Below are 19,683 nucleotides of genomic sequence, written 5' to 3' on the forward strand. Positions count from 1 at the left end.
GTACGCCACGCCGCTGTCATGCTGCGCTGAATGCACGTCGAACCCTCCACAGTCTCGTCAGAAGCGCCGATCAGCGGCGACCTGCCCGTTCGGCGGGTCGGCGCCGAATTCCCCCGCCGAGAGGATCTTGCCCATCTTCTGATACTCACGCCGGGTGGCGTGGAACAGATGTGCCATGGTCACCTTGCCACCGCTGGCGGCAGCGAGGAAGGCGCTGGCTAGGGCGATGTTTCGGATGTTCCCGCCGGGCAGATCGATCTGCCCGGCCAGCAGGTCCAGATCGACTGTCGGGTCCAGCGGCGCCTGCTCGGGCCAGACCTGCGTCCAGATGCGGCGACGGTCCGCCACCTCGGGGACCGGGAAGTCGATGGTGGCGTGCAGCCGGCGGGTGAACGCGTCATCGAGGTTCTTGCGCAGGTTCGTCGCCAGGATGACCATGCCCTCGTGCTGCTCCATCCGCTGCAGCAGGTAGCTGACCTCCAGATTGGCGTACCGGTCGTGTGCGTCACGGACCTGGGAACGTTTCCCGAACATCGCGTCGGCCTCGTCGAAGAACAGCACCGCGTTGCTGGTGGCCGCTTCTTCGAAGATCCGGGACAGGTTCTTCTCCGTCTCGCCGATGTACTTGCTCACCACCGTCGACAGGTCGATCCGGTAGAGGTCCAGGCCGAGTTCGTGGGCCAGCACGTCGGCGGCCATCGTCTTGCCGGTGCCCGATGGGCCGGCGAACAGCACCGCCAGGCCGCGCCCGTTGGCCAGCTTGCGCTCGAACCCCCAGGACTCGTAGACCAGGGCCCGGTAGCGGGCCTGGTCGGCGATCTCCAGCAACTGCTGCATTCGGTCGGCGGGCAGCACGATGTCCGACCAGCCGTAGTGCGGCGTGATCCGCTGCGCCAGGTCGGTCAGCTTACGGTTGGACTGCAGGCGGCACGCCGCGTACAGGTCGTCCTGGGTGATCCCGGGCGCGTCGGGCGTCCGGGCGTACGCCAGGTTGTGAGCGGTCACCGCAGCGTCGCGGATCTGGCCACCGGTGAGCCGGAACTTGCCGGCAACAGCGGCCAAATCCAGCACGTCACGGTCCGCCCCGACGAACGCGCCGTCCCAGATGCGCAGCCGCTCGGCGTAGCCGGGCGCGGGAAACTCCAGCCGGACGAAGGTCAGGCCCGCCGGCAGGTCGACCGGCTCCCAGGTGGCGCCACCGGCCAGAAACGCCGGAGCAGGGTACGCCGCCAGAACGGACAGCAGCAGCGACAACCGCGGTCGGGCCGGCTCGACGAGCAGGGAGTCGACGTCCGCCCAGCACATCACCGCGCCCTGCAGCCGGGCCTCCCGCTCGACCAGGCCGACCAGCGTGGCGAACTCGTCGAACGGGCGGTCGGCCAGCAGATCGGCGGACACCACCAGCAGCGGCGCGCTCCAGTGACGGGCGCACGCCGCCGCGAGGCTGCGCCGGCCGACGCCGTACGGCCCCTGGCAGTAGACCAACAGGTCGTCGCCGGCGTGCTCCCGCAGCCGGGCCAGGGTCGCCCCGAACTCCGCCGGAAAGTGCAGGTCGTCGAGGGTCCCGGTCGGTGCGACGATCCGGGCGTACGGCTGAAGCTGCTCGGCGAGGTCGTCGTCTTCCAGCAGGAAGCCGACGACCCGTGGGTCCAACCGGAGGTTGTTACCCAGCAGTGAGTGCACCGACGCGGCCGGGTCCTGGCTCGACGTGACGAGCCGGTGTCTGAGCAACGGCGCCGACGGCGCGAACCGGGCTCGCGCGGCCATCCGTGACTGACGGTCCGCGCACAACATGGTGAGAACGAGATCGACCGTCGGCAGCCGGCGGGTCAGATCGTCGTGCAGGTAGCCGTACAGCCGCTCGTAGCTCCGGTCGATCTCGGGCGCGAGGCAGGCCACGATCACTTCGACGTCGAACGGGGCGAGGTCGAACATTCCGGCCAGTGCCACCAGCCGCAGACCCACACCGTCCCGCAGGCTCTGCGCCACCCGCTCGCCGATCTCGTGGGACAACTTGTCCAGCTCGGCCGCGGTCCCCAAGTCGTCGCCCGGCGGCGCCCAGTCGGGTACACCGTCCAGCAGCGCGTCCGCTTCGGCCTCGGAGACGTAGAAGGTGGAAAGCTCGCCGCCGGGCCGGGGTCGGGCATTCCGGAACCGACTGACCTGCCTACCCAGCACCAGGTCGAGCCTGGCGAGTTCGGCCAGCAGGTGTTCCGTCGAGTTGGCGTACCCCGAACCGTCCATGGATCCCAGCACCTCGTCCCGGTTGTCCCCGACCGGTAGATCATCGCCGCCGGAAGAGGCCGGCACGATCGTGGATACGCCGACCGTCAGCACCGGTCGGCCGCTCCCCGGTCGGATGTCCGCTGTCCGGTCCGCCCGGATCTGCTCGTAGAGGACCGTGGTGTCCACCGACGGGCGCACCCCGAACTCCTGGTCCACCACCGACGTACACAGATCGTACTGGCGAAGCGCGGCGATCCGGTCACCGGCGGCGTAGTGCAGCCGCATCAGCTGGCGGTGGGTCCGCTCGCGCGCCGCATCGTGGCGCAGCACGGTCTGACCGAGGCTTACGCCCTTGGCGTAGAGACCACGGGCCTCGCAGTAGCCCATGAGCTGTTCCTGCATCAACAGGTAGGTATCGCGTAGCCGGTCCCGTTCGGCACCGCACCAGTCGTGGTACCAGGTGGCGAGGAGATCTCCACGGTAGAGATCCAGCGCGTGCTCGACCGTATCGGCCTGGTCGTCGGAGAGCGCTTCGCCGGGCACGTCGCGGACCGCCGCGTAGCTCTCCTCGAACGCGTCAACGTCCAGCCAACAGGACGCCTCCGGATTGATCCGTACCCAGCCGGGGTCGATAACGACGAGTTCGCTCGCCGGGCGCTGGTCGTTCGGCTGGTCCTGCATGCTCGTGTTGAGCCGCCACAATGCCTGGCGCAGGTACTTGCGGGCAACGCCGGGCTCGGCCCCCGGCCACAGTAGTTCCGAAACGGATTCGCGGGCGTGGGTCCGGTCCCGGTGGACGAGCAGGTAGCCGAACAGCTCGAGAGCCTTGCCGGGCGGAGCGTTCAGTGGCTGGCCACGTCGGAGGATCGAGACGTCATCGAAGAGTCTCACCTGCACGACGCGTCTCCTTCGTACCGCAACGGCCCGCCCGCCCGGCCACCGCCGGCACGGATGCGGGCGCCGCTCGCCGCCTCGTCGCCGCACGTCGTCCCCGGGCTCCGGTGCCAATCAGGACATACGGGCGCCACGCTACTCCACGGTGGTTCGACTGGTCACCGTGACTGTCGTCGACCGGCCACTTGGCCGCGGCAACCGGACCGGCCGGTTCTGCCCCCGCGACGGGCTGCGGTCCGTCCTGGGCGGAGATCGCCGTCGAGACCAGTGCGGGTGCGACCGGCTCGACCTCGACCAGATCCGCCGCCGAACGCATCTTCGGCGACGCCGGCGTCCACGGCTTCAGGTTCTGGATCACCTGCTCGTAGAAGGCGTCGATCGCGTCGAGAAGCGAGTCGATGAACGACCCCCGGGCCGACACCACGTTTCGCCCCGGCCGGCGAGACCGTGGCGACCCGGAACGACTTGATCTCCCTGCCGTGGTCGGCGACCAGCAGGGCAGGGTTCTCCCGCACCGCACTCAGCAACTCGGCGCTCCCGGCGTCTCTCGCGTACGCAGCGAACGCCTGCAGCCGGGTAGCGACCGACACGTCCTTAAGCTGACGTACCAGCCAGTTGACCCGGGTCGTCGGACGTCCTCGACGAGGCGCCTCGACATCGACGTGGCAGGTAATCTTGCCGGCCCGCAGATCGGCGGTGACGAAGCGTCCCGGCGCTCACCGCGTCGCGCAGCGGCACCCAACTCGGCCCCATGTCGCTGAATTCGAGCGCGCCCGACCGGGGATGTTCCAGGTGTCGAATCAACTCGCCCAGGACCCACGCCTGATCTGGATCGGCGATGCCCCGGTACTCCTTCTGCATCACCGCCATGGTGAGCACCTCCGACCACGGGACGTGGTGGAGTGCGATCTTCCTCAGCCTCCGCTTGTCAATGGGTGTCGGATGTTGTCCGGGGACCGGCGGGATTTCGTTCGATATCGTGATCAGTGCGTCGAACCCGTTGTCCCGGGCGATGTCCAGATAGCGTTCGAGCTGCTCAGGCTGCAGCTCACCACCTCCTGTCTTCACTTCCACCAGCGCCGTCCACTTCCGCTGGCCCACCGACCACTCGGATCAGGCCGTCGGGAAAGAACTTCCGGTCGCCAAGCTTGAAAGGGACCTCGATGAAGGTCTGCACCGGGCCGGCCGGCGCACCGAACCGCTGGGTGAACGCTCTGCCGAATTCACGTACCGCGCTCATGACGGCAAGGAGGGCCGACGTCGCACGTCGTTCCTGTTCCTCTGCGCCATTGATTCCCGACGTCGGGATAAGGCGGGCGGCAAGCCGGGTGTCTTCGCTCATACGACGCTCCCATGTGACGAAGTTGCCCGAGCAGACTACGCCGAAGCCGACATAACGAGCGTATCGATCCCATCGCCAACCAGTCACCATGCGCTGGCCGTCCGCACTCCCTGCCCTACGACGACCGCACAGGGACCAGAGATCGCCTACCTTCTCCGACTCCTCCCGTTCAACCCGGTTGCTGTCACCGCTGCTGTCGACAGCAACCGGGCCACAGGCGCCTCAGCCGTTACCGCCAGCTCGGGGATCGGGTTGACCCATGCTTATGGTGACGGCCAACCAGTTACCCGACCTAAAGAGCTGGGGTTATTGGGTAGCGGCCCTCGATCCGGACTGTAGCGGCCATGCGACCGTCAACAGTTGCGATCTCCGTCGTACGAAAGTGTTCGGCTGCCGCAATCACCGCCGCGTCCACCATTCCCAAGGGAAGATCAGCGTACTTACGCACCAGTTCCGCCATCCGAGCGAGATTTTCTCTGCCCGGATAGAAGAGCCGAAAGTAAGACGGCGTTTTGGCAAGTCCCTCAAGGAAGGCCGCCTCGTGAGCACTGCCCACCGCCCGCTTCAATAGGTAACAGACCTCGGTTATCACCGGAACGGGAATAACGAGAGTTTTATGGTCCCGCAATGCCTGCTCAAGCCACTTGACACAAGTAGCGTGATACTCGTCATCTTGATCCGTCAGCGCCACCAAGGGCCCCGTATCGACAACCACGAACCTTCGCGGCCGGATGCCACTCACTTGACGTCGGTGCCGCGAACGATCTCCTTGGCGCGCGCAGCGAGGTCACCATGACCGCTCCGCAGCATCCCAACAAAACTAGGCAAATTAATTTTATCCGACTCAGGCTCGGGCGAGGATGACATCACCTGCTTATCCTGCCGCTGAGCAGCCTCAGCCGTATCAGCGGCGCGCTGACCAGCAGCCCTGATCCTTGCTGCGCGCACACGCTTGCCCTCAGACCAGGCAGTCACCCTCGTGACGTAGAAGGCAGTCTTGGCAGAGCGCACGACCTTGCCGGAAGTCGACGCTGAAGGCTGCTTTCGCTGAGGCATAGCCTAAGAGTACCGGCAGAGGGACGTTCGCGGCCATGCGTACGCGCGACGAGCACGACGGGTATCCGCCATCCTCCAGGACCGGCACCTGCCGACCGCGACCGTCCACTCGCGGCCCTGCCTGCGGCGTTGGCGTCACGTGCAGGACGTCGCCAGGAAGGCCGACAAGAGCAGTCACGGTCTGGACCCGACGGACGCCAAGGTTCCGCTCCGCTGCTGGTCACAGGGTGGGCGCGGCAGGTTTCGAACCTGCGACCCCTCGCTTGTAAGGCGAGTGCTCTCCCACTGAGCTACGCGCCCGGGCATCACAAGAATCGCCGGCCCGGCGGCGGCCAGTTTACCCTGCCTTCTCCAGCGCGGCGCGACCGAGTTCCCGGCGACCGGCGACCGTACGGCCGGCAAGCGGACCGCCCCGGCCCGCGGGGCCCGCTGGACGGTAGCGGGTCCCGCAGGGTCGGACGCTGGTCAATCGGCCCGGAGGCTGGTCAGTTGTCCGTGACGCTGGTCAATCGGCCAGGTCGGCCAGTGCCTTGCGCCACACAGACTGATCACGGGCCTGGCCCGGCCCGTTCATTTCGGCGAAGCGGACCACGCCGGCCTTGTCGATCACGAACGTGCCCCGGTTGGCGATCCCGGCGGTGTCGTTGAACACCCCGTACGCCTGGGCGACCGCGCCGTGCGGCCAGAAGTCGGCGAGCAGCGGGAACTGGAAACCTTCCTGCTCCGCCCAGATCTTGTGGGTGTAGACGGAGTCCACGCTGACGGTGAGCGTCTGCACGTCGTCGTTGACGTAGGCGTCGATGTTGTCCCGGACCTCCTGCAGCTCGCCCTGGCAGGTGCCGGTGAACGCGAGCGGGTAGAAGATCAGCAGGACCGCCTGCCGACCCCGGAAGTCGGCCAGCCGCACCTCCTGGTTGTTCTGGTTCTTGAGGGTGAACTCCGGTGCCGGCGTGCCGACCTCTACGGGCATGTGCGCTCCTTCACTCACTTCTTGGCCTTGGCTCCACGGCGCAGTACCAGCCGGGCGGCACTCCAGTCCTTGCCGGCGTTGACCATGGAAGTCTGTTGCAGTCCGGCGCTGGGCGCGGACTCGCTGATGTCACTCGGCTCGACGTGGCCGTCACGCCCGGCCTTGGGCGTCAGCAGCCACACCACCCCGTTGTCGGCCAGCGGGCCGAGCGAGTCGACGAGCAACTCGAACAGGTCTCCGTCACCGTCGCGGTACCACAGCAGCACCGCGTCGACGACCTCGTCGGTGTCCTCGTCGACCAACTCGCCGCAGCGGTCGGTCAGGGCGTCGCGGAGATCCTGGTCGACGTCGTCGTCGTAACCCATCTCCATGACCACCATGCCCGGCTCGATGCCGAACCGGTCCGCCAGGCTCCGTACGCCGTCGGCGGCCTGACCAGCGGTCGCGCTCACTGTTACTTGCCTCCTCGTCTTGAGCTGCCGGTATCCGTCGGACACCGATAGCGGGTAGTTCACACAGTTGTGCCGCCCGGCGCAAGTGGCGCACCGAGTTCACCGGAATTTACCGTGCCAGCAGCGCTCGGGCACCCTGGGTAATGGCATCTTCGCCGACCAGCACCTGGTTGGCGACCGGGCCGAGGGGGACGTAGGTGTCCAATGCCGCGATCCGGGCAGCGGCTCCGACGTACCCGGCTTCCACCAGCGCTGCCAGCACCCCCTCACCGACCCCGCCGGAGCGGCGGGTCTCGTCGACCACCAGCACCCGACCGGTCGCCGTCGCCTCGCGGATGATGTCGGCCACCGGCAGCGGTGCGAGCCAGCGCAGGTCGACGACCCGGCAGCCGGCCCCTTCGGCGGCCAGCCGGGCCGCGACCCGCAACGACATCCGTACGCCGTTGCCGAAGGTGATCACCGTCAGGTCCTCGCCGCTGCCGACGGAGTAGCTGCGGGCCCGGCCGACCGGGATGTGCCGGGCACCCCACTCCCCGGGCGGGGTGTACGGCGCCAGCCACAGTCCGTCATCCGGACTGTGCAGGTCACGGGTGTCGTAGAGGGCGACGGGCTCCAGGAAGACGCACACACTGCCGTCGACCGCCGCGCTGGCCAGGCAGGACCGCAGCAGCCCGGCGGCGTCGTCGGCCCGGGCCGGCACGGCCAGGACCAGGCCGGGTACGTCCCGCAGCACCGCCAGCGAGTTGTCGTTGTAGAGATGTCCGCCGAGGCTCTCCTGGTAGGCGAGACCGGGCACCCGCAGCACCATCGGATTGCGGTAGCCGCCCCGGGAGAGGAACTGCAGCGCGGCGGCCTCACCGCGCAGCTGGTCCTCGGCGCTGTGCAGGTGGCTCAGGTACTGGATCTCCGGTACCGGCAGCTGACCGGCGAGTCCGGCGCCGAGTCCAATGCCGAGGACCGTGGTGCCGTCGCCGGTGGTGTCGAAGACGCGGTGGACGCCGAACCGGTCCTGCAGCCCGGCGGTGACGCCGTGCACCCCGCCTTTGGCGGCAACGTCGGCACCGAACACCGTCATCGCCGGGTACGCCAGCAAACCGTCGGCGAGCGCCGCGGTGATCGTCTGGGCCAGGGTCATCGGCCCGCGTTCCTCCGGCAGCCGGGTGCCGAGGGTGGTGGCGCGGGTGGTGGCAGCTGCTCCGGCCGCGCGGGCACCGGTGTCGGCGACCACCCGGGCGACCCGGATCGGCCGGCGCGGGGCGAGAGTGGCCACGACCTGTCCGGCGGTGTCGAGCTTGGCCTCCCCGATGACCTCCTCGGCGACCTTGCGCACCTGCCAGCCGACTTCGTCGTACCGGGAAATGATCTCGTCGGGGCTGGCCAGGCCGGCGGCGACCAGCAGCCGCGCGGTGCCGACCAGTGGGTCGCGGGCGACGTCACGGTCGATCTCCTCGGCCGACCGGTACGCCGATTCGACGTCGGCGCCGCTGTGCCCCATCAGTCGGACGGTGGACAGGTGCAGCACCGCCGGCCGGCGGTGCTCGCGGACCCAGGCGGCAGCCTCGGCGGCGACGTCGTAGGTGGCCGCCAGGTCGCACCCGTCGGCGGCGAAGTACCGCAGCCCTGGTCGAGAGCGCAGCGTCTCGGCGATCCAGCCGTCCGGCGACCGTACGCTGCCGCCCAGTCCGTTGTCCTCGCAGACGAACAGCACCGGCGCGGTCAGCCCGGCGTGGTCGGCCCAGCCTGCGGTGTTGAACGCCGCCGTCGCCGCGGCGTGGTTGACCGCCGCGTCGCCGAAGCTGCAGACCACGATGGCGTCGTCCGGCCAGGGCAGCCGGGGTTCCAGGTACGGACGGCCGACTGCGGCGGACCGGGCCAGCCCTGGTTGACGATGCCGGACGGTCGGCAGCATCCGGCGCATCCGGTCGATGCCGAGCGCGGTCCCGACCGCCCGGGGCAGGTGCCCGCCGGCGGTGCCGGAGGTGGGCACGATGTTGATCGCGGTGTTGCCGAACACCTTGCCCCGGCCGCCGGTGGTCGGGTCGGAGGCGGAGGCGACGGCGCCGCGCAGCACATCCCAGGCGGCGTCGGTGACCGGGTCGGTTCCGGCTTCGCCAGCGTCGGTGCCGGCCCCGGGGTCGGCCACGCCGGGGCGAAGGCCCGACTCGACGCCGGGCTCGTGGCCGGCGGCGAGGCCGGCCTGGGCGAGCCGGGCGCAGTAGAAGCCACCGGACCGGTAGTGCAGTAGCGCCGGGTCGGTCACCCGGACGGCGGCGGCCAGCGCCGCGTTGCCCTCGTGGCCGGACGAGCCGAGCGTGTAGAAACCTTCTCCGAAGCTGCGCAGCCAGCGTTTGGCCAGGTCGAGATGGCGGCTGGTGAGTTGGGCGTCGAACAGCGCCAGCGCGGACTGCCCGGTGAGCAGGGTGCCGTCGCGTACCGGCTGTTCGGGTGCCCGTCGGTCCGGCGTGGTGTCCATCGCGGCGACCGCGGTACGGAACCGTTCGTCGAGGTCCTGCGGGGTGGTCACGTCGGACAGCATTACCGACGCCCGCCAGGCGCGGCCACCGGGCGGCGAGCGGGCCGCCGCTGGGCCGGGTCGGGGCAGACTGCAGCGCCGCTGGTGGCCGGGGAGGTCATGGTCGCGATGCTACGCGGCAGTCCGGCAAACGGCAGCGCAGCCGCGCCGCCAGGCGCGGCTTGGACGGGGCAGCGCAGCCGCGCCGCCAGCGGGGTCACTTGCGGGCGGCGGATAGCATAAGGTTCAGTACGTTCTGAACGTTCGTAACAGCCGTTGATCGTCACAGCCGTTGATCGTCAAACGCTTCGAGGCGCAGCGTCGACAACCCAAGTCAAGGAGGCGAGGTCCGATGGCTGACCCGGCCATCCGTACCGAGCAGTTGATCAAGACGTACGGCCGCAACCGTGGCCTCACCGGTCTCGACCTACAGGTCGAGACCGCCGAGGTGTACGGGTTCCTCGGCCCCAACGGGGCCGGCAAGTCCACCACCATCCGGCTGCTGCTGGATCTGATCCGCCCGACCAGCGGCACCGTGCGGGTGCTGGGGCTCGACCCGCACGCCGACGGTGTCCCGCTCCGCCGACGGATCGGCTACCTGGCCGGCGACTTCATCGTGGACGGCCGACAGACCGGCCACGAACTCCTCACCTACCTGGGTAACCTGCGCGGCGGCGTGCCGAAGGCCAGGATCGCCGAGCTGGCCGACCGGCTCGACCTCGACCTCGGTCGGCGGATCAAAGGGCTGTCCAAGGGCAACCGGCAGAAAGTCGGCGTCGTGCAGGCCTTCATGCACTCCCCCGAGCTGCTCATCCTCGACGAGCCGACCAGCGGCCTGGACCCCTTCCTCCAGCAGGAGTTCGTCGCGATGGTCCGTGAGGCGAAGGCCGCCGGGCAGACCGTCTTCATGTCATCGCACGTGATGAGCGAGGTGCAGCAGACCGCCGACCGGGTCGGCATCATCCGCGACGGCCGGCTGATCACCGTCGAACGGGTCGAGGACCTGCGGGAACGGGCGGTACGCCGGATCGAGATCGTCTTCGACGCACCGGTCTCGGCCGACGAGTTCGCGGCGGTCCCCGGGCTCAGCGACGTCACCGTGAACGGTGCCCGGCTCAGTTGCCGGCTCGACGGGCGGGCCGATCCGCTGATCAAGGCGGCGAGCCGGCACACCGTCGTCAGTTTCCTGGCCGAGGAGCCCGACCTGGAAGATCTCTTCTTCACCTACTACGAGCGGACGGAGACCGACGGTGTTGCTGCGTAACCCGTTCACCAAGGCGCTGCGCGACAACCGCCGGTCCATGCTGGGCTGGGCGGTGTCGATCGCAGCGGTCGGCGCCATGTACGCCGCGTTCTGGCCGACCATGCGAACGCCGGAGATGACCGAGGCGATGTCGGCCTACCCGGAAGGGGTGCTCGAAGCGTTCAACTTCGACGACGTGACCAGTCCCGCCGGCTATCTCGGCAGCGCCGTCTACGGGCTGCTCATCCCCCTACTCGTGGCGGTGTTCGGGATCGGCGCCGGGGCCCGGACGATCGCCGGTGACGAGGAGGCCGGTTCGCTGGACCTGCTGCTCGCCCACCCGGTCGGCCGGGCCCGGGCCGCGCTGCAGCGGTTCGCCGCGCTGGTGGTCGGGCTGGTGCTCACCGGGGCGCTGCTGTGGCTGGCCCTGGTGGCGATCCGTGGTCCGGCCGAGTTCACCGCAGTCGGGGTCGGTGCGCTGGCCGCGATGACCCTGCATCTGGTGCTGTTCGGCACCGCGTTCGCCGCCCTGGCGTACGGCGTGGGGGCCGCCACCGGCAGCCGCGCGACGGCGCTCGGCGTCGGCGCGGCGGTCGCCGTGCTCGGCTACCTCGCCAATGCCGTCCTGCCGCAGGTCGACGCGTTGGCGTGGGCCCGCGACGTCTCCCCGTTCCACTGGTACCTCGATGGCGATCCGTTGGTGAACGGGGTGCAGGTCGGCGGCGTACTGCTGCTTGCCGGCTTCGCCGCGGTCTGCGTCGCCGCCGGCACCTGGCGCTTCACCCGCCGCGACATCGCCGTGTGAGGAATCCGGCGGGCCCGGCTGCCACACTGGCAGGCATGGACTCCGACGTGATCTCCATCCGGACCGGCTCCCGACCCGTGGTGCGTGACATCACCGCCGAGGCGGGACGGTTCGTCGCCGGACGTGGCGACGGGCTGCTGCACGTGTTCGTACCGCACGCCACCGCCGGTATCGCGATCATCGAGACCGGTGCCGGCTCCGACGACGATCTGCTCACCGCCCTGGACCAGCTGCTGCCCACCGACGACCGCTGGCAGCACCGGCACGGCTCCCCCGGGCACGGCCGGGACCATGTGCTGCCGGCGTTCGTCGCCCCGTACGCCACCCTGCCCGTGCTCGACGGTCGGCTCGCCCTCGGCACCTGGCAGTCGGTCTGTCTGGTCGACCCGAACGGAGACAACGCCGACCGCAAGGTCCGGTTCTCCTTCCTCGCCGGTTGACGGCGGCCGACTCGCTGGTCGAGACGGGCGGCCGGGGCGGTCGGAGCCGGGGCCGGAGCCGGCCGGAAGTTACCGTCTGGTACCTGTGTCCCAGATCGCCTCTATGGCGACCGCGCGTGACGCAACCGGCCTCCAGGGGGCAGGATGGTCAGTAGAGACCTATCCCACACACAACTGAGGGAACGCCTGTGGCCACGGAACGCAAGCGCCCGGTGATCAGCGACGGCCTGCCGAGCCAGCTTCCGGACATCGACCCTGAAGAAACCAGCGAATGGGTCGAGTCACTCGACGGAGTGATCGACGAACGCGGCGCCAAACGCGCCCGGTACGTCATGCTGCGCCTGCTCGAACGGGCTCGGGAGCGTCAGGTCGGGGTGCCGCCACTGACCACCACCGACTACATCAACACGATTCCGCCGGAACGCGAACCCTGGTTCCCCGGCGACGAGATGATCGAGCGGCGGATCCGCGCGTACATCCGGTGGAACGCCGCGGTGCTGGTGCACCGCGCGCAGCGGCCGGAGATCGGCGTCGGTGGCCACATCTCCACCTACGCCAGCGCCGCGTCCCTCTACGAAGTTGGGATGAATCACTTCTTCCGTGGCAAGCAGCACCCCGGCGGCGGTGACCACATCTTCTTCCAGGGGCACGCCTCCCCCGGCATGTACGCCCGCGCCTTCGTCGAGGGCCGGCTGTCGGAACAGCGCCTCGACGGCTTCCGGCAGGAGCTGTCGCACGCCGGGCTCGGCGGCGGCCTGCCGTCGTACCCGCACCCGCGACTGATGCCGGACTTCTGGGAGTTCCCCACCGTCTCGATGGGCCTCGGCGCGATCAACGCGATCTACCAGGCCCGGTTCAACCGGTACCTGCAGCACCGGGGCATCAAGGACACCTCCGATCAGCACGTGTGGGCGTTCCTCGGCGACGGTGAGATGGACGAGCCGGAGTCGCTCGGCGCGATCGGGGTGGCCGCCCGCGAGGAGCTGGACAACCTCACCTTCGTGATCAACTGCAACCTGCAGCGGCTGGACGGCCCGGTGCGCGGCAACGGCAAGGTCATGCAGGAGCTGGAGGCGTTCTTCCGGGGCGCCGGCTGGAACGTGATCAAGGTCGTCTGGGGTCGGGAGTGGGATCCGCTGCTCGCCGCGGACACCGACGGCGCGCTGGTCAACCTGATGAACACCACGCCGGACGGCGACTACCAGACCTACAAGGCCGAGTCCGGCGCGTACGTGCGGGAGCACTTCTTCGGTCGCGACCCGCGTACCCGCAAGATGGTCGAAGGGCTGTCCGACGACGAGATCTGGAACCTCAAGCGCGGCGGACACGACTACCGCAAGCTGTACGCGGCGTACAAGGCGGCCACCGAGCACACCGGCCAGCCGACGGTGATCCTGGCCAAGACGATCAAGGGCTGGACGCTCGGGGAGCACTTCGAGGGCCGCAACGCCACCCACCAGATGAAGAAGCTGACCCTGGACGACCTGAAGACCTTCCGGGACCGGCTCTACCTGGACGTACCGGACGAGCAGTTGGAAGCCAACCCGTACCTCCCGCCGTACCTGCGCCCGGCCGACGATTCCCCGGAGATGACCTACCTGCAGGAGCGTCGCAAGGCCCTCGGCGGGTACGTGCCGACCCGGCGGACCGCCGCCCGCCCGCTGGCGGTGCCGGGCAGTGAGCGGTTCGGTGACGTCAAACGCGGCTCCGGCAAGCAGAAGGTCGCCACCACGATGGCCTTCGTCCGGCTGCTCAAGGACATCATGAAGGACCGCGAGTTCGGCAAGCGGTGGGTGCCGATCATCCCGGACGAGGCGCGGACCTTCGGCATGGACTCGCTGTTCCCGACGCAGAAGATCTACTCACCGCACGGGCAGAAGTACACCGCGGTGGACCGGGAGCTGTTCCTGTCGTACAAGGAGTCGACGGCCGGACAGATCCTGCACGAGGGGATCAACGAGGCCGGGTCGGTGGCGTCGTTCACCGCCGCCGGCACGTCGTACGCCACCCACGACGAGCCGATGATCCCGCTGTACATCTTCTACTCGATGTTCGGCTTCCAGCGCACCGGCGACGCGTTCTGGGCGGCGGCCGACCAGATGGCCCGCGGCTTCGTCCTCGGGGCCACCGCCGGGCGGACCACGCTCAACGGCGAGGGCCTGCAGCACGAGGACGGGCACTCGCAGTTGCTCGCCGCGAGCAACCCGGCGGTAGTCGCCTACGACCCGGCGTTCGCGTTCGAGATCGCGCACATCGTGGAGAACGGCCTGCACCGGATGTACGGCGAGTCGCCGGAGAACATCTTCTACTACCTGACGGTGTACAACGAGCCGATCCTGCAGCCGGCGCAGCCGGACGGGCTCGACGTCGAAGGGCTGCTCAAGGGCCTCTACCGGTACGCGGCGGCACCGCAGGTGAGTCGGGCCGACGGCGGCGAGGCGCCGCGGGCGACGATCCTCGCCTCCGGCACCGGGATGCAGTGGGCGCTCAAGGCGCAGCAACTGCTCGCCGAGGACTGGGGGGTGGCCGCCGACGTGTGGTCGGTGACCTCCTGGACGGAGCTGCGTCGCGACGCGGTGGCCTGCGAGGAGCACAACCTGCTCAACCTGGGCGGTGAGGCGCGGGTGCCGTACGTGCGCACGGCGCTGGCCGACGCGCCGCAGTCGGTGGTCGCGGTCAGCGACTGGATGCGGGCGGTGCCGGACCTGATCGCCCGGTGGATTCCGGGCGACTACACCTCGCTCGGCACTGACGGGTTCGGGCTGTCGGACACCCGGCACGCGTTGCGGCGGCACTTCCATGTCGACGCCGAGTCGGTGGCCGTCGCGACGCTGCGGCAGTTGGCGTTGCGCGGCGAGGTGCCGGCCGAGGTGCCCGCCGGCGCCGCCAAGAAGTACGCGATCGACGACGTCAACGCCGCTCCGGTCGGGGAGACCGGCGGCGACTCCTGATCCGCAGCGACCGCAGTCGACAGGCCCCGGCGGGTGACCGCCGGGGCCCGTCGCGTCCGGGGGCCGCACCGCCTGCGGACCTGCCGTAGCTGGGGTCGGCCACGGTCAGCAGACGTAGGTCCGGTCGGCCACGGTCAGCAGACGTTGGTCCGGTCGCAGACGTTGGTCCGGTCGTCGGCGTTGGCGGCGTGCCGGGCTGCGGCCAGGTCGGACAGGCGGCCCAGGGAGGTCTCCAGATCGGCACCGACCCGGTGCTTGCCGAGTCGCAGCAGGGTCGCGCTGACCTGACCGGCCGGCCACCGCACGATGGTCAGCCGCACTGCGGTGCCGTCCCCCTCCGGGGTGAGTTCGACCTGCACCTCGGTACGGGCCTCGGCCCGCAGGCCGGGACCGGCGGCCCGCTCCCGCCAGGCGATCAGCTTGGGCGGCTGGAACTCGATGACCTCGGCGTCCGCGGCCGCGCCGTCCGCCGTGTGTACCCGCATCCGGCGGATGTCGCCGCCGATCACCTCGGCCTGGCGGACACCGGCGAGCCAGTCGGGCAGCAACGCGGCCTGCCCGACCACCTCCCAGACGGTGTCGATCGGGGCCTCCGCCCGTCCGCTGCGTTCGATGAGGATCATCTGCCCGCCTGTCTCTGCCTGCTCGTCCTGACAGGCGCAGCCTAAATCACATTTTCCACAAAAGGTGCAGACTTCGCTGTTCGCCCGACGCCACCACGACCGCCGCACGCCGACCGGTCCGGTTCGTCGCCCCGGAGCCGACGACGGTGACCGGACCTGGCCGTCGGGCGGGGATCGGCCGCCCGTAGGCTGGGGCCGTGACGGTACGCGTACGCTTCGCCCCATCCCCCACCGGTATGTTCCATGTCGGCGGTGCCCGTTCAGCACTGCAGAACTGGATCTACGCCAAGCAGCACGGGGGCGTGTTCGTACTGCGGGTGGAGGACACCGACGCGGCCCGCAACCGCCCCGAGTGGATCGAGGGGATCCTCAGCGCGCTGGACTGGATCGGCATCCGTCGTGGTTCGTACGAGGGGCCGTACTTCCAGTCGACCAACGCCGGCGAGCACCGCGCGGCGGCCGACCGGCTGCACCAGTCCGGACGTGCCTACTACTGCGACTGCGCCCGCGCCGACGTGCAGGCCCGCACCGGCAGCGAGTACCGCGGGTACGACGGGTTCTGCCGCGACCGGGGTCTCGACGCCGGCGCTGGACGGGCCCTGCGGTTCCGCACTCCGGACACCGGCAGCACCACGGTCGTCGACCTGATCCGCGGCGAGCCGACGTTCGAGAACCAGTTGATCGAGGACTTCGTCATCGCCCGGGGCGACGGCTCACCGGTCTTCCTGCTGGCCAACGTGGTCGACGACATCTCCCAGGGGATCACCCACGTGATCCGCGCCGAGGAGCACCTGCCGAACACCCCGAAACAGCAACTGCTCTGGGCGGCACTCGGGGTCAAGCCACCGGTCTGGGCGCACGTACCGGTGGTCGTCAACGAGAAACGCCAGAAGCTGTCCAAGCGCCGCGACAAGGTGGCGCTGGAGGCGTACCGCGACGAGGGGTACCTCGCCGACGCGATGCGCAACTATCTGATGCTGCTCGGCTGGGCGCCGAGCAACGACCGGGAGATTGTGCCCTGGTCGGTGATCGAGGAGGAGTTCCGGCTGGAGGGGGTGAACCCGTCACCGGCGTTCTTCGACGAGCGCAAGCTACGCGCCTTCAACGGCGAGTACATCCGGGCGCTGCCGGTCGAAGACTTCATCGCCGCCTGTCAGCCCTGGCTGACCGGGACTCCGTCGGCGCCGGCGCCGACCGGCAGCGGTATCGCGCCGCCGCCGTGGCGGGCGACCGACTACGACCCGACGACGTTCGCGGCGGTCGCCCCGCTCGCTCAGACCAGGATCGCCGTACTCAGCGAGATCGTCGCCAACGTCGATTTCCTCTTCCTCGACGTCCCGGTGATCGACGACGCCGCGTGGGCAAAGGCGATGAAGGACGGCTCGGCCGACCTGCTGGACGCGACGATCGCCGCGTTCGCGGCGCTGCCGGACTGGTCCGCCGAGCCGTTGAAGGCGGCGCTGGAGCAGGTCGGCACCGAGCGTGGCCTCAAGCTCGGCAAGGCCCAGGCACCGGTACGGGTCGCAGTGACCGGCCGGTCCGTCGGGCTGCCGCTGTTCGAGTCACTGGAGGTCCTCGGGCCGGAGCGCACGTTGCGTCGGCTGCGCGACGCCCGCGCCCGGCTCGGCTGACGCCGCGACGGTCCGGCCGGATCGCCTGGACGCCGCGACGGTCAGGTCAGGTGCTACGACGGCGGACGAAGAACGCTCCGGCCGCCACCGCGACCAGCAGGACGACGGCACCGACCAGCCACGGCCACCAGGGCGTCGACTCGGTGGAGCTGGTCGCCTGCGGCGCCGGGGTCGGGGTCGGGGTCGGGGTCGCCTCCGGTGTCGGTTCGGCGGCGGTGGGACTGGGCGCCCCGGTCGGTGACGGCTCAGCGGTCGGCTCGACACCGACCGTCAAAGTGAAGGCAAGTGTGCCCTTGACCCAGTGCCCATCAGTAGACAACACATTGTAGTCCACTGTGTATTCGCCGGCGGGTCCGGGACGGAACGGTACGCTCACCGCCTTGCCGTCCACTACGGGCGCCCCGGTGGACGCCGCAGCGCCGTCCGGACCGGTCACACTCAGTTCGGCCTGCTCCTGGTTGAGATTGGCCAGAAAGGTGAGCCGGACCGTCTCGGGGGCCTGCGCAAGCTCCGCGCCGTCAGCCGGATCGCTCCCAGTCAGCACGTTGTGTGCCTGGGCCGGCGATGCTCCGAACAGCACCGCGAGCATCCCGACGAACACCGCGAGCAACACCCCTGGTACGCGTACCACCCTGTCCCCCACCTGTTGCGATCGCCGGATACGATCGGTCGCCAGACAACGTACCGGGCCGTCATCGGCCGACCTCCCTGGTTGGTCGGTCACCGGTCGTCGATGGTTCCCGAAAAATCCGTCCAGCGGGTGCAACCGTCCAGGGTCATGCGGAGTCTCTCACAGTGAGGGTCCGCGACCCCGCCCGCCGCTGATTACGTCGGGCAGCCATCGGGTAGTGAGCACATCGACTAGGGACCTGACCTCCGCGGGGCGAGGGAGTTGACCATGGGACAGCGGGCAGCCAGCCGTCTCTTAGCGGCCGGTGCGCTGCTCCTGGCATTCGGCACGTCCATTTTGTCGGCGAACCGGGTGTACGCGGCACCACCTGCACCAACGACCGTCACCATCGAAGGTGACGACCTGCCGGAGCCGCTCGCCGTGCACGCCGACGCCGACGCCGAGTTGTTCGCGGCGGTGCTCAGCCAGGTCAGCTGGCTCACCGGACCGGGTCAGACCAGTTCCCCGGAGCCGGGCGACCTCGGCCCGAAGTACCTGGTCGTGGTCATGGTGGCGGACGAGCCACATCGCACCTACGAGCTGTATCCACTGGCCAAGGGAGGCCCGCGCGCGTTCCGACCGGCGGAGCAGCCCGGTGACGGCAAGGCCACGGCCGGCTGGTTCTTCGGCCGGCTGACGATGTCCGAGACGCTGCGGGCGGCCGGCGCACCGCTGCCGGCCCGCCCGGACAGCATCAGCGGCGGCATCGGCGGCGGCGAACGGGTGATCCCGGAGGACGCGCTCAACCCGGGTGAGGACATCGACAAGATGCTCACCGACCTGCGCCAGGTCATGATGCTCAACGCCGCCGTGGTGGTCGGCATCACCCTGGGTATTGCGGGGATCGCCCTGCTGGTGCGCCGCCGGACCAGGTGACGTGCCGGCCGGTTTCAGCACCAGCGGTGCGGCGGGCGTTCCCGACGTACCACCCGGGAGCTCGGCCGGACCCCGAGGTGACGGTGCGCGCCCGCCCAGCCCCGTTGCCCCGCGCAGCAGGTCGACGGCGGCCGCGGGTCGGCCGGGCCGCCCCGGCCGGTTCCCTGCCCGGTCAACGTCCGACCGGGTGACGGTTGGTCCCGCTCCCCCGGATGGTCCCGCTCGACGCCGCCGCTGTGGCCAGCCCCCAGGTACGCCATCACGAACTCCTCACCTCGCACGAGCCGTCCCGAGACGACACCTTGCCAGGTACCGGGCCGGCCGCCGCCGGCCCCCCCGCCCGTGGTGCCCAGAGGCGGGCGGCCAGCGCCACCACCGTCACCGCCACCAGGACGCCGCCGATCACGTCGACCGGCCAGTGCGCGAGCAGCACCAGCCGGGTCGCCGCGATGAACAGCGCGCCGGCTCCGGCGAGCACCGCCACCAGCAACCGCCCGGTACGCCGTACCCCGGGCCAGACCAGCAGGACGACCGCGAACGCCGCAGCGGCGGCGTTGGTGGTGTGCCCGCTGGGGAAGCCGTTGGCGGCGATGGTCACGAAGCCGTCCGCCGGGCGGGGCCGGTGCAGTAGCCACTGCCCCAGTTGCCAGCTGACCGGGGCCGCGACGGTCACCGTCGCGCAGAACCAGGCCCGGGGACGGTCCCGGCGCACGGCGAACAGGGTGGTCGCGGCGGCTCCGACGGCCAGGAACGACAGCGTAGCCGCCAGGTCGGTGGCGGTCCGCAGGACCGCCACCAGCGTCGGCCGGTCGGCGGCGTAGGCCCGCAGCCCGTCGGTCACCGGGGCGTCCAGTCGGGCGACCAACGCGGGATCCACCACCAGACCGGTGGTCAGCGCCGCGAGGGCGAGCAGGGCCAGCAGCGGTACGACCAGCGGCGGACGGGCGATCATCAGCACATGTTGGCACGGTCGGCGCGGTCGTGCCCGCTGG

At 69.9% G+C, this 19,683-nt stretch carries 18 protein-coding genes and 1 tRNA gene; 6 read left to right on the top strand and 13 right to left on the bottom strand.

Going from position 1 to position 19,683, the window contains the following annotated elements; translation table 11 throughout:
* Positions 1-57: 57 nt before the first annotated feature.
* The 9 genes from ACN27J_RS10770 to ACN27J_RS10810 form a co-directional block, all read right to left on the bottom strand.
* Entirely contained in the window at positions 58-3,123 is a 3,066-nt protein-coding gene (locus ACN27J_RS10770; protein ID WP_421365595.1) for an AAA family ATPase, read from the bottom strand.
* A 591-nt stretch (positions 3,124-3,714) separates the two neighbouring features.
* On the bottom strand, positions 3,715-4,194 hold the full coding sequence (locus ACN27J_RS10775; protein ID WP_421365597.1) for a hypothetical protein: 480 nt from the start codon (positions 4,192-4,194) through the stop codon (positions 3,715-3,717).
* Positions 4,169-4,462, bottom strand: a complete 294-nt coding sequence (locus ACN27J_RS10780; protein ID WP_421365598.1) for a hypothetical protein — start codon at positions 4,460-4,462, stop codon at positions 4,169-4,171. The genes ACN27J_RS10775 and ACN27J_RS10780 overlap by 26 nt, the downstream gene beginning before the upstream one ends.
* A 292-nt stretch (positions 4,463-4,754) precedes the next feature.
* The gene (locus ACN27J_RS10785; RefSeq protein ID WP_421365600.1) at positions 4,755-5,204 is read right to left on the bottom strand and encodes a type II toxin-antitoxin system VapC family toxin; all 450 of its coding nucleotides are present in this window, start codon (positions 5,202-5,204) and stop codon (positions 4,755-4,757) included.
* Positions 5,201-5,518, bottom strand: coding sequence for a hypothetical protein (locus ACN27J_RS10790; protein WP_421365602.1), 318 nt, complete (start codon positions 5,516-5,518; stop codon positions 5,201-5,203). Before ACN27J_RS10790 ends, ACN27J_RS10785 begins: the two co-directional genes overlap by 4 nt.
* A 228-nt stretch (positions 5,519-5,746) precedes the next feature.
* Positions 5,747-5,818: transfer RNA gene (locus ACN27J_RS10795), tRNA-Val, on the bottom strand.
* Positions 5,819-6,023: 205 nt separating this feature from the next.
* The gene (locus ACN27J_RS10800; RefSeq protein WP_421365604.1) at positions 6,024-6,488 is read right to left on the bottom strand and encodes a peroxiredoxin; all 465 of its coding nucleotides are present in this window, start codon (positions 6,486-6,488) and stop codon (positions 6,024-6,026) included.
* Positions 6,489-6,502: 14 nt separating this feature from the next.
* Positions 6,503-6,940: a DUF3052 domain-containing protein gene (locus ACN27J_RS10805; protein WP_123602854.1), complete on the bottom strand. Its 438-nt coding sequence runs from the start codon at positions 6,938-6,940 to the stop codon at positions 6,503-6,505.
* Positions 6,941-7,049: 109 nt separating this feature from the next.
* Positions 7,050-9,476 carry a transketolase C-terminal domain-containing protein gene (locus ACN27J_RS10810; RefSeq protein WP_421365606.1) on the bottom strand — a complete coding sequence of 809 codons (2,427 nt, stop codon included), beginning with the start codon at positions 9,474-9,476 and terminating at the stop codon, positions 7,050-7,052.
* Between the two features lie 328 nt (positions 9,477-9,804).
* Here ACN27J_RS10810 and ACN27J_RS10815 point away from each other — a divergent pair, with 328 nt between their 5' ends.
* From ACN27J_RS10815 to aceE, 4 genes are all read left to right on the top strand, one after another.
* Positions 9,805-10,716 (top strand): ATP-binding cassette domain-containing protein, encoded by a 912-nt coding sequence (locus ACN27J_RS10815; protein ID WP_421365608.1) that lies wholly within the window; start codon positions 9,805-9,807, stop codon positions 10,714-10,716.
* Positions 10,703-11,500, top strand: coding sequence for an ABC transporter permease subunit (locus tag ACN27J_RS10820; protein ID WP_421365610.1), 798 nt, complete (start codon positions 10,703-10,705; stop codon positions 11,498-11,500). Before ACN27J_RS10815 ends, ACN27J_RS10820 begins: the two co-directional genes overlap by 14 nt.
* Before the next feature lie 35 nt (positions 11,501-11,535).
* Entirely contained in the window at positions 11,536-11,940 is a 405-nt protein-coding gene (locus tag ACN27J_RS10825) for a YjbQ family protein (RefSeq protein WP_199757666.1), read from the top strand.
* A 188-nt stretch (positions 11,941-12,128) separates the two neighbouring features.
* Positions 12,129-14,891 carry a pyruvate dehydrogenase (acetyl-transferring), homodimeric type gene (gene aceE, locus ACN27J_RS10830; RefSeq protein ID WP_421365613.1) on the top strand — a complete coding sequence of 921 codons (2,763 nt, stop codon included), beginning with the start codon at positions 12,129-12,131 and terminating at the stop codon, positions 14,889-14,891.
* A gap of 134 nt (positions 14,892-15,025) precedes the next feature.
* On the opposite strand, the gene ACN27J_RS10835 is transcribed toward aceE, so the two are convergent.
* Positions 15,026-15,514 carry an SRPBCC family protein gene (locus ACN27J_RS10835; RefSeq protein ID WP_421365615.1) on the bottom strand — a complete coding sequence of 163 codons (489 nt, stop codon included), beginning with the start codon at positions 15,512-15,514 and terminating at the stop codon, positions 15,026-15,028.
* 197 nt (positions 15,515-15,711) lie between these two features.
* Between ACN27J_RS10835 and gltX the strand changes: the two genes are divergently transcribed.
* The gene (gltX, locus tag ACN27J_RS10840) at positions 15,712-17,145 is read left to right on the top strand and encodes a glutamate--tRNA ligase (protein WP_421365618.1); all 1,434 of its coding nucleotides are present in this window, start codon (positions 15,712-15,714) and stop codon (positions 17,143-17,145) included.
* A gap of 46 nt (positions 17,146-17,191) precedes the next feature.
* Here gltX and ACN27J_RS10845 read toward each other — a convergent pair whose 3' ends face one another.
* Entirely contained in the window at positions 17,192-17,776 is a 585-nt protein-coding gene (locus tag ACN27J_RS10845) for a copper resistance CopC family protein (protein WP_421365620.1), read from the bottom strand.
* A 267-nt stretch (positions 17,777-18,043) separates the two neighbouring features.
* On the opposite strand from ACN27J_RS10845, the gene ACN27J_RS10850 reads away from it, so the two are divergent.
* Complete coding sequence (locus ACN27J_RS10850) at positions 18,044-18,691, top strand: hypothetical protein (RefSeq protein ID WP_421365622.1); 648 nt, start codon at positions 18,044-18,046, stop codon at positions 18,689-18,691.
* 14 nt (positions 18,692-18,705) lie between these two features.
* Here the strand turns inward: ACN27J_RS10850 and ACN27J_RS10855 are convergent, their stop codons facing one another.
* Positions 18,706-18,951, bottom strand: a complete 246-nt coding sequence (locus tag ACN27J_RS10855) for a hypothetical protein (protein ID WP_421365623.1) — start codon at positions 18,949-18,951, stop codon at positions 18,706-18,708.
* A complete protein-coding gene (locus ACN27J_RS10860) occupies positions 18,951-19,643 on the bottom strand; it encodes a phosphatase PAP2 family protein (RefSeq protein ID WP_421365625.1) in 693 nt (230 codons plus the stop codon). The genes ACN27J_RS10855 and ACN27J_RS10860 overlap by 1 nt, the downstream gene beginning before the upstream one ends.
* Between the last annotated feature and the right edge of the window lie 40 nt (positions 19,644-19,683).

It is taken from the genome of Solwaraspora sp. WMMB762, from assembly GCF_049179115.1.
Lineage (GTDB): Bacteria > Actinomycetota > Actinomycetes > Mycobacteriales > Micromonosporaceae > Micromonospora_E.

What these genes read in the sequence shown, in the direction of transcription:
- ACN27J_RS10850 (WP_421365622.1), top strand. Translation starts at nt 18,044, where the DNA reads ATGGGACAGCGGGCAGCCAGCCGTCTCTTAGCGGCCGGTGCGCTGCTC.
- ACN27J_RS10780 (WP_421365598.1), bottom strand. Translation starts at nt 4,462, where the DNA reads ATGAGCGAAGACACCCGGCTTGCCGCCCGCCTTATCCCGACGTCGGGA.
- ACN27J_RS10815 (WP_421365608.1), top strand. Translation starts at nt 9,805, where the DNA reads ATGGCTGACCCGGCCATCCGTACCGAGCAGTTGATCAAGACGTACGGC.
- ACN27J_RS10800 (WP_421365604.1), bottom strand. Translation starts at nt 6,488, where the DNA reads ATGCCCGTAGAGGTCGGCACGCCGGCACCGGAGTTCACCCTCAAGAAC.
- ACN27J_RS10835 (WP_421365615.1), bottom strand. Translation starts at nt 15,514, where the DNA reads ATGATCCTCATCGAACGCAGCGGACGGGCGGAGGCCCCGATCGACACC.
- ACN27J_RS10860 (WP_421365625.1), bottom strand. Translation starts at nt 19,643, where the DNA reads ATGATCGCCCGTCCGCCGCTGGTCGTACCGCTGCTGGCCCTGCTCGCC.
- ACN27J_RS10810 (WP_421365606.1), bottom strand. Translation starts at nt 9,476, where the DNA reads ATGCTGTCCGACGTGACCACCCCGCAGGACCTCGACGAACGGTTCCGT.
- ACN27J_RS10790 (WP_421365602.1), bottom strand. Translation starts at nt 5,518, where the DNA reads ATGCCTCAGCGAAAGCAGCCTTCAGCGTCGACTTCCGGCAAGGTCGTG.
- ACN27J_RS10855 (WP_421365623.1), bottom strand. Translation starts at nt 18,951, where the DNA reads ATGGCGTACCTGGGGGCTGGCCACAGCGGCGGCGTCGAGCGGGACCAT.
- ACN27J_RS10825 (WP_199757666.1), top strand. Translation starts at nt 11,536, where the DNA reads ATGGACTCCGACGTGATCTCCATCCGGACCGGCTCCCGACCCGTGGTG.